Origin of the sequence: Mesorhizobium sp. M2A.F.Ca.ET.039.01.1.1, assembly GCF_003998035.1 — a bacterium.
GTDB lineage: Bacteria > Pseudomonadota > Alphaproteobacteria > Rhizobiales > Rhizobiaceae > Mesorhizobium.
In genome coordinates this window covers 1-8330 of record NZ_RZRY01000256.1, presented here as the reverse complement: position 1 = coordinate 8330, position 8330 = coordinate 1, and the positions used below count along the sequence as shown (strand labels likewise).

Sequence of the window (8330 nt, the reverse complement as noted above, 5' to 3'; positions counted from 1 at the left end):
GCGCGGACGCCGCGGCCGGCGACCGCCGCCATTGTCCATGGCGGCTTCGTTGAGCTCCGCCTGTGCGGCGAGCGCTGCCGGCGAGAAACTGTCGAACTGCGGCGCCTGCTCGGCCTGGGGTCCGGCTTCTCCAGCGGCCTCGGGCTGCGCCGGGGTCTCATTGCGCCGGTTCTGGTCGAACTGCTGGCCGCCATGCTCGCCGCGCTGGGCGTTGTCGCCACGCTGACCGTTCTGGCCATACTGGCCGTAGCCGCCGTTGCGGCGGTCACGATGCCGGTCGCGGCCATTGTTGTCGCGGTTGTCGCGCTGGTTGTTGTCGCGCCGGTTGTTGTCGCGGCCGTTTTCCTGGTTGTAGGCGAGCTCCGCCGGCGTGCCTTCGATCACAGGCTGCGGCCCCGAGCCGTTCGCCGCGGCCGGCGCCTCGGCTCCACCGCCGTTGCTGTTGCCGACAGAATCGAACTCGTCACGATCCTCATCGAGATCATCGTCGAAGTCGTCGCGGTTTTGCTGGGCGTTCTGGATCGGCATCTGCGCCTGCGCGGCGGCAATGATGCGATTGTAGTGCTCGGCGTGCTGGAGATAGTTCTCCGCCATCACCCTGTCGCCGGAGCTCTGCGCGTCACGGGCGAGTGTGGCGTATTTTTCGGCGATCTGTTGAGCCGATCCGCGGATCTTCACGTCCGGGCCGTTGCTCTCGTAGGTGCGGGTCAGGGGATTTGGCCCCTTGCGGTTGTTGTTGTTGCCACCGCCGCCATTGTTGTTGCGACCGCGCATGCGCCTGTTCTGCTGTTGTGGCCTCATTAGACTCTCTTCATAGTGAATTTTCGAAAAACTCTTCACGAACGGAGGCGCTCATGCAGCCAGCCGTTTCGTTTCTTCACCGGCGTTCGCCCGCATCAATTGCGTTGGCGCCACGTGCCATCCTGTTCCGGTTACATCACTTGCCGGACGATTCCCGCACGAAGCTTGGGCGTCGTTTGCGCAAGAAGGCAGCTATTTCCAAGGAAAACCGAATCGCTGGGAGCACTGCCTGCTTCGTCTCATCCGGTTGAGCCGGACCCTAACTGCATTCCCTTATATTGCCAAGCGGTTTTTTCGCGCTGTATCAGGGCTTTCGCCGCTCGAACACCAGAACTCTGTCATTGCCGCCGAGGTCGCGATGTGTTCCGGTTAACACATAGCCCGCTGCCGCGAATATTCCGCTGACCTCGTTTTTCTGCGTGTGGCCGATCTCGACCGCTACCCTGCCTTGCGTTTCCAGAAATCCTGCCGCTTCGGCGGCGATGACCCGGTAGGGGTCCAAACCATCCGCACCACCATCCAAGGCCCGGTGCGGGTCGAAATCGCGGACCTCGTCCTGCAGATTTCCAATCTCTCGACTGGGTATATAGGGAGGGTTCGAGGCAATTACATGGTAGGAGCCCGAAACTTTTTCGAACCAGTTGGAATGCAAGGCTTTGAAGCGCCCGCCGAGCCCCAGATCCCGGGCATTTCCGGCCGCAGTCGCCAATGCGTCTGGTGAAATGTCGACGCCCGTCGCGGTGGCAACCGGAACGGCGTTGAGCAGGGCCAGCGCGATGGCGCCGGTTCCGGTGCCGAGGTCGAGAATGCGGCATTCGCCGAGCCTTTCCGCCGTTGTCCTGGCGAAAGGCAGAATGGCGTCTACCAGCGTCTCGGTGTCCGGCCGCGGCTCAAGCGTCTCCGGTGAGAGCGACAGGCGCAAGCCGTAGAATTCGCGATAACCGAGGATGCGGTGCGCCGGCTCGCCTGCGACGCGACGCCTCAGGGCGGATTCGATGGCCGAAAGCGCCGCCGAACCCACCTTTTGCCCTGGGTCGGCAATTGCCTGGGTGCGGGTCGTGCCGGAAAAATGTTCGACGATCAGCCGGGAATCGAGCCCTGGATCGTCAATGCCGGCGGTGGCCAGACGTTCGCGCGCCGCCCTGAGCAGCGGGCCAAGCGCGGCGGGCAGTCGATCAGCCATCGAGGCTCATATCGGCAAGCAGCTTCGACTGATGGTCGGCGATCAGCGCGTCGATGACCTCGTCGAGCTCGCCCATCATCACCCGGTCGAGCTTGTAGAGCGTGAGGTTAATGCGATGGTCGGTGACGCGCCCTTGCGGGAAGTTGTAGGTGCGGATGCGCTCCGACCGGTCGCCGGACCCGACCTGCGATTTGCGTGACTCAGAGCGCTCCTCATCCGCGCGGCTGCGCTCGAGGTCGTAGAGCCGCGCGCGCAGGATCTGCATGGCGCGCGCCCGGTTCTGGTGCTGCGACTTCTCCGCCTGCACCACCATGATGCCGGTTGGCAGGTGGGTGATGCGAACCGCCGAGTCGGTGGTGTTGACGTGCTGACCGCCGGACCCCGAGGCGCGCATCGTATCGATGCGGATATCCTCCGGCCGGACGTCGATATCGACCTCCTCGGCCTCGGGCAGCACAGCGACCGTCGCCGCCGAGGTATGGATGCGCCCGCCGGCTTCGGTTTCCGGCACGCGCTGGACGCGGTGAACGCCGGATTCGAACTTCAGATGCGCGAACACGCCCTTGCCCGACACCGAGGCGATGATTTCCTTGTAGCCGCCGACCTCGCCGTCGCTGGCCGAAACGATCTCGAAGCGCCAGCCGCGCGAGGCGGCATAGCGCTCATACATGCGGAAGAGATCGCCTGCGAACAGTGCTGCCTCGTCGCCGCCGGTGCCCGCGCGGATTTCGAGGATGGCGTTCCTTTCGTCGGCCGCATCCTTGGGCAGGAGCAGGATTTGGATGTCCTTCTGCAGCGCCTCGATGCGGCTCTCGACCTCCGGCAGGTCCGCCTCGGCCAGGGCCCGCATCTCGGCATCGGTTGCCTTGTCGGCGAGCATCGCCTCGAGATCCGCCTGCTCCTGCTCGGCTGCTCGCAACGACCGGATCTTGCCCACCATCTCCTGGATGTCGGCATATTCGGAAGCCATTTTGACATATTGATCGGCGGCAGGCCCGGCCGCCATCTGCGCTTCGAGCATGTCGAAACGCTTGACGACTTGATCCATACGGTCGCGAGGCAGGTTGATCATGGTCTTCGAACTTCGATGGAATTCACGTCAGGGCGAGTCGAAAATGGCGAGTTTCGAGAACTGGAGCCGAATGTACATTTAGGTACATGAGCACCGGGAGCGCAGAAAATCGCCATTTGCAGACCGCCCTCACGTGAATCTAGAGCGGAATAGAACGGTCGTCGGCAAACGCCTGCAGCAGCGCCCGCATCGGCGTTCCCAGGCTGGGCGCCATCAGATTGTCCTTGAAGAAGTCTTTCAGCTCCTGCAGCGGCAGCTCTGTCAGCATCGCCTTGACCGGGCCGATCGAGGCCGGCGACATCGAGATCGAGCGGAAGCCGAGGCCGATCAGCGCCATTGCCGAGATCGGCTTGCCGGCAAGCTCGCCGCACAGCGTCACCGGCGTGTTGTTGCGCACGCCGGCATCGGCAATCGTCTTCAACACCCGCAGGAACGGCGCCGAAAGCGTGTCGAAACGGTCGGCAAGCTGCGTGTTGCCGCGGTCGACCGCCATCATGAACTGGAAGAGGTCGTTGGAGCCGACCGAAACGAAATCCACCGCCTTCATAAGTTCGTCGAGCTGGAACAAGAGCGAGGGCACTTCCAGCATCGCGCCGAGCTTAAGGCTGGTGGGCAGGTGATGGGCAAAGCGCGACAGGTGCCGGACCTCCCGGTCGATGATCTCGCGCGCCTGCGCGATCTCCGACAGCTCGGTCACCATAGGCAGCATCAGCTTCAGCTCGCGGCCGCCGCTGGCTTTCAGCAGCGCCCGGATCTGCGTTCTGAGCAGGCCGGGACGATCGAGCGTGAGCCGGATCGCGCGCCAGCCGAGCGCCGGGTTTTCCTCCTGGATCGCGCCCTTGAAATAAGGCAGCACCTTGTCTCCCCCGATATCGATGGTGCGGAAGGTGACCGGCTTGCCGCGCGCGGCATCGAGGACGTCGCGGTAGAGCCGCTCCTGCGCCTCGGCGCGCGGGAAGGTCGAGGCGACCATGAACTGCAATTCGGTGCGGAAGAGTCCGATGCCGGCGGCGCCCGATTCGGTCAGCTGCGGCAGATCGACGGCAAGACCCGCATTCATCAGGAGATCGACCGGAACGCCATCCTTGGTCAGCGACGGCTTCTTGCGCAGTTCCCGGTACACTTCCTGCCGTCGGGCCCGGAACCGGACCTTTTCGGCATAGGCGGCCTCGAGATCCGACTGCGGCCGCAGGTGGATGGTCCCTTCCTCGCCGTCCACAATGATGGCGTCGCCGTTTTCCGCCATGGAAACGGCGCCCTTCATCTGGCCGGCGACGGGAATGCCCATGGCGCGGGCGACGATGACGACATGGCTGGTCGCGGCGCCATCCTCCAGCACCAGGCCGCGCAGCTTGTCGCGCGGATAGTCGAGCAGTTCGGCCGCGCCCATCGAACGGGCGACGATGATGGCGTCCTTGGGCAGCGCGGCCGCGACATCCTCGGGGCCGCGCCCCATCAACTGGCGCAGGAGCCGGTTGGCAAGGTCGTCGAAATCGCTCATCCGCTCGCGCAGATAAGGGTCTGTCATGTGCAGCATGCGGGCGCGCATGTCGCTCTGCACCTTCTCGACCGCCGCTTCCGCGGTCAGGCCGTTGCGGATCGCCTCTTCCAGCCGGCGCACCCAACCGCTGTCATTGGCGAACATGCGATAGGCCTCGAGCACCTCGCGGTGCTCGCCCTCGAAGGCGACTTCGCGCCGCTCCAGCATGTCGTCGATGGACAGCCTGAGCGAGCCGAGCGAGGACTGCAGCCGGCGCACCTCCTCCTCGCTGTCCTCGTTGAACAGGTTGGTGACGACGATGCGCGGCTCGTGCAGCACGACATGGCCGAGGCCGACGCCCTCGTTGAAGGAAAGGCCGGTGAAGCTCACCGGACGGCGCAGGTCGAGCTCCAGCCCGGGCCGGGTCAGGCGCGCGAGATCGCCGGTGGCGATCATCTCGGCGATCACCATCGCCGTGGTTTCCAGCGCCTCGACCTCGTCGTCTCGATAATGGCGCATGGTCTTGTTCTGCACCACCAGCACGCCCAGCGTGCGCCCCGCCCTCAGCACCGGCACGCCGAGGAAGGAGTTGTAGATCTCTTCGCCGGTCTCCGGCAGATAGGCGAAGGCCGGGTGCTCCTGCGCGTTGGACAGGTTGAGCGGCCGCGCGCTGGCGGCAATCGTGCCGACCAGTCCCTGCCCCAGCCGCAACTGCGACAGGTGGACGGCGTTGGGGTTCAGACCTTCGGTGGCGTAGAGCTCGAGCACGGAGTCGGCGCGCAGCACATAGAGCGAGCAGACTTCCGCCACCATGTTGGAGGCGATGTCGCGCACGATACGGTCGAGCCGCTCCTGCGGCTCCAGCGGCTCCTGCATGAGCTCGCGAAGCCGTTTGAGCAGAACGCGCGGGCCACCGGCCGTATCACGCATCGCGGCTTGTTCTCCAATGGGCATTTCGCCCGCCGCAGTTTCTCCCGCGGCCGGCGTTCACGCAACAACTGACTCAGTTCTTGCTATTGCTTATCCAGACCGTAGACGGAATGCAAAGTACGAACTGCAAGTTCCGTATAGGGACCATCGATCAGTATCGAGATTTTGATCTCGGAAGTGGTGATGGCGCGGATGTTGATCGCCTTGTCGGCCAGCGCCTTGAAGGCGGTGGCGGCGACGCCGGCATGGCTCCTCATGCCGATGCCGATGACCGAGACCTTCGACATGCCGGCTTCCGACTGCACGACATCGTAACCGACTTCGGCTTTCAGCTTGTCCAGCACGGCAAGCGCCTTGTCGACATCGCCCGACGGCACCGTGAAGGTCATGTCGGTGAACTTGCCGTCCTCGGAAATGTTCTGGACGATCATGTCGACATTGATGTTGGCCTCGGCCAACGGGCCGAAAATGCCGGCGGCGACGCCTGGACGGTCGCCGACGCGGCGCAGCGAAATCTGCGCTTCGTCCTTGGCGTAGGCAATTCCGGTGACGACCTGCTGTTCCACGATCTCTTCCTCGTCGCAAATAAGCGTTCCGGGCGGATTGAGTAAATCCCCCATTCCGGGCGCATCGGGATCGTCGAAGGACGACCGCACGAAGGTACGCACCCTGTGTACCATGGCAAGCTCCACCGAGCGCACCTGCAGAACCTTGGCGCCAAGCGAAGCCATTTCGAGCATTTCCTCGAAGGAAATCTTGGCCAGACGCCGGGCTTTCGGCTCGATGCGCGGATCGGTGGTGTAGACGCCGTCGACATCGGTATAGATGTCGCAGCGGTCGGCCTTCACCGCCGCCGCGATCGCGACGGCGCTTGTATCGGAGCCGCCGCGGCCGAGGGTGGCGATGCGGTTGTCCGGCCCGATGCCCTGGAAACCGGCGATGACCGCCACCTGGCCCTCGCCGAAGCGCTTGATCAGGAAGGCGCCGTCGATGTCGAGGATGCGCGCCGCGCCATGCGCATTGTCGGTCTTGATCGGGATCTGCCAGCCCTGCCACGAGCGGGCGTGCACCCCCATGCTCTGCAGCGTGATCGCCAACAGGCCGGCGGTGACCTGTTCGCCCGAGGCGACGACCGCGTCATATTCGCGCGCGTCATGCATCGGCGAGGCCTCGCGGGTCCAGGCGACCAGTTCGTTGGTCTTGCCGGCCATGGCCGAAACCACGACCGCCACCTCATGGCCGGCATCGACCTCGCGTTTGACATGGCGCGCCACATTGCGGATGCGGGCGATGTCGGCGACCGAGGTTCCGCCGAATTTCATCACGATACGCGCCATGGAAGCGAAATGCCTTTGACTGAAGCCGGCGCACGGCCGGAACCGAAGGAAACGCCAGGGGTTAAGCCAGGCGCGGAAATGCGCGGCCTCCTTAGCCAAAACAACAAGGCTTCGCAAGCGAGCGAGCCTATAGCCGCCCCGACGACGCTCATCCTGACGGATTTCTGTCGCCGATCATGCCATAGACTGCCGAAACCCGGCCTTTGGAGATTCTCATGACCGAAACCCTGGAAATCGTCACCTTCCGCCTCAAGCCCGGCTCCGAAGCCGGCTTTGTCGCCAACAACCGGGTCATGACCGACTGGCTCGCCCGGCAGCCGGGCTTTCTTGCCCGTCACCTAGGGAAGCGTGAGGATGGCACCTGGGTGGATGTCGTGCGCTGGCAGAGCCTGGATCAGGCCCAGGCGGCGGCAGACCGCATTATAGCCGAGATCGGCGACAGCGAGGCCATGCAGGCGATCGAGCCCGCCAGCGTTGTCATGAGCCATGCCGAGATTGCGCTGTCGCGCTGATCGCGCAACTTGCTCAGGCAGCGCTTCGCCACAGGCTTGGATAATCGACAACGAAGCCGGCCAACGAAACCGTCAGCACGGCCTCATAACCGAACATGGGCGCGGCGTAGGCGTAGCGGCTTTCGTCGAGCCGACGATAGGTCTGATCGAGGCGCACAAGCTCGAGCTGGGGAAAAGCCAGATAGGCGGCTGGGGCGGGCGTCGTCTTGCCGGGGCCAAGATCGAGGCGGCGGATCGGCAGAAGATTGGTGGCGGGTGTGAAACCGAGGTCGATGTCGACAAGGCCGGCTGCCTCCGCCTGGCCCTTGCCGTTGAGCAGCCATTGGCCGTCGGCCCGGCGCTCGATCTCAAAGCGCAACTCCTGCAGCGCGACAAAGCCGTCGACCCGCGCCGCGCGCGTGCGCCAGCCGGAATCACAACTCACCTCATAGGCAAGGCTGGACGACTTGCCGTCATGGACGAAGAGGGCATGTCCCTTGAGACACCAACCATCATCCGTCTCGCCGAGCAGGCAGGCATCGTGGCCTTCCTGGTCGAGCCGGCGCCAAAGGATCGAAGTCTCGATGCGCATTTTTGATCCTCCTGCCGGTGCCGGCTGTCCTGTATTCGTTCTTCATTCCGCTTTGTTTCGACGCGCGGCAAGTCAGCTGCCATGTGCTGACAGAACGCCGGGCCGCGCCGCAGGGTTGCCGGGGCGCGCATGGCGGCAGCCGAAAAACCCTGCCTTGACTTTTGGCGCCAAGGGCCCGACTTCCTAACGCTCTACAGCGCCGCGCGTCCTCTCGGACGCGCAAAGGACGCTGTAGCAGTTTGACTTTGCGCATGATCCTTTTCCGAAAATCGATTCCGATTTTCGGGGTCATGCGCTGGAGACCCGCCTATGCCAGAACCCCGCCGATCGACCATCGATGCCGGAGAAGTCGAACGCTTTTCCGCCCTTGCCGCCGAATGGTGGAACCCGAACGGCAAGTTCCGTCCGCTGCACAAGTTCAATCCGGTTCGGCTTGCCTATATC

Annotated in this window: 7 protein-coding genes and 1 pseudogene; 2 read left to right on the top strand and 6 right to left on the bottom strand. The window is 64.1% G+C overall.

Annotated features, from left to right (window positions below; genetic code table 11):
• The 5 genes from EOA24_RS19535 to EOA24_RS19515 all read right to left on the bottom strand — a co-directional run.
• Window positions 1–774, bottom strand: a 774-nt coding sequence (locus tag EOA24_RS19535) for a DUF4167 domain-containing protein (protein WP_245501823.1), incomplete at its 3' end; no start/stop codon positions are given.
• Between the two features lie 331 nt (window positions 775–1105).
• Entirely contained in the window at window positions 1106–1984 is an 879-nt protein-coding gene (gene prmC, locus EOA24_RS19530) for a peptide chain release factor N(5)-glutamine methyltransferase (RefSeq protein WP_126081089.1), read from the bottom strand.
• Window positions 1977–3056, bottom strand: coding sequence for a peptide chain release factor 1 (gene prfA / locus EOA24_RS19525; protein WP_127409984.1), 1080 nt, complete (start codon window positions 3054–3056; stop codon window positions 1977–1979). Before prfA ends, prmC begins: the two co-directional genes overlap by 8 nt.
• Window positions 3057–3195: 139 nt before the next feature.
• On the bottom strand, window positions 3196–5466 hold the full coding sequence (gene ptsP / locus EOA24_RS19520; RefSeq protein ID WP_126081087.1) for a phosphoenolpyruvate--protein phosphotransferase: 2271 nt from the start codon (window positions 5464–5466) through the stop codon (window positions 3196–3198).
• Between the two features lie 83 nt (window positions 5467–5549).
• Window positions 5550–6803, bottom strand: a complete 1254-nt coding sequence (locus EOA24_RS19515) for an aspartate kinase (RefSeq protein ID WP_126081086.1) — start codon at window positions 6801–6803, stop codon at window positions 5550–5552.
• Between the two features lie 215 nt (window positions 6804–7018).
• Between EOA24_RS19515 and EOA24_RS19510 the strand changes: the two genes are divergently transcribed.
• Window positions 7019–7315 carry an antibiotic biosynthesis monooxygenase gene (locus EOA24_RS19510; protein WP_126081085.1) on the top strand — a complete coding sequence of 99 codons (297 nt, stop codon included), beginning with the start codon at window positions 7019–7021 and terminating at the stop codon, window positions 7313–7315.
• 13 nt (window positions 7316–7328) lie between these two features.
• Here the strand turns inward: EOA24_RS19510 and EOA24_RS19505 are convergent, their stop codons facing one another.
• Window positions 7329–7886, bottom strand: a complete 558-nt coding sequence (locus tag EOA24_RS19505; protein ID WP_126081084.1) for a putative glycolipid-binding domain-containing protein — start codon at window positions 7884–7886, stop codon at window positions 7329–7331.
• 309 nt (window positions 7887–8195) lie between these two features.
• Between EOA24_RS19505 and EOA24_RS43150 the strand changes: the two are divergent.
• Window positions 8196–8330 (top strand): annotated as a pseudogene (locus EOA24_RS43150) (bifunctional 3-demethylubiquinol 3-O-methyltransferase/2-polyprenyl-6-hydroxyphenol methylase); the annotation flags it as partial.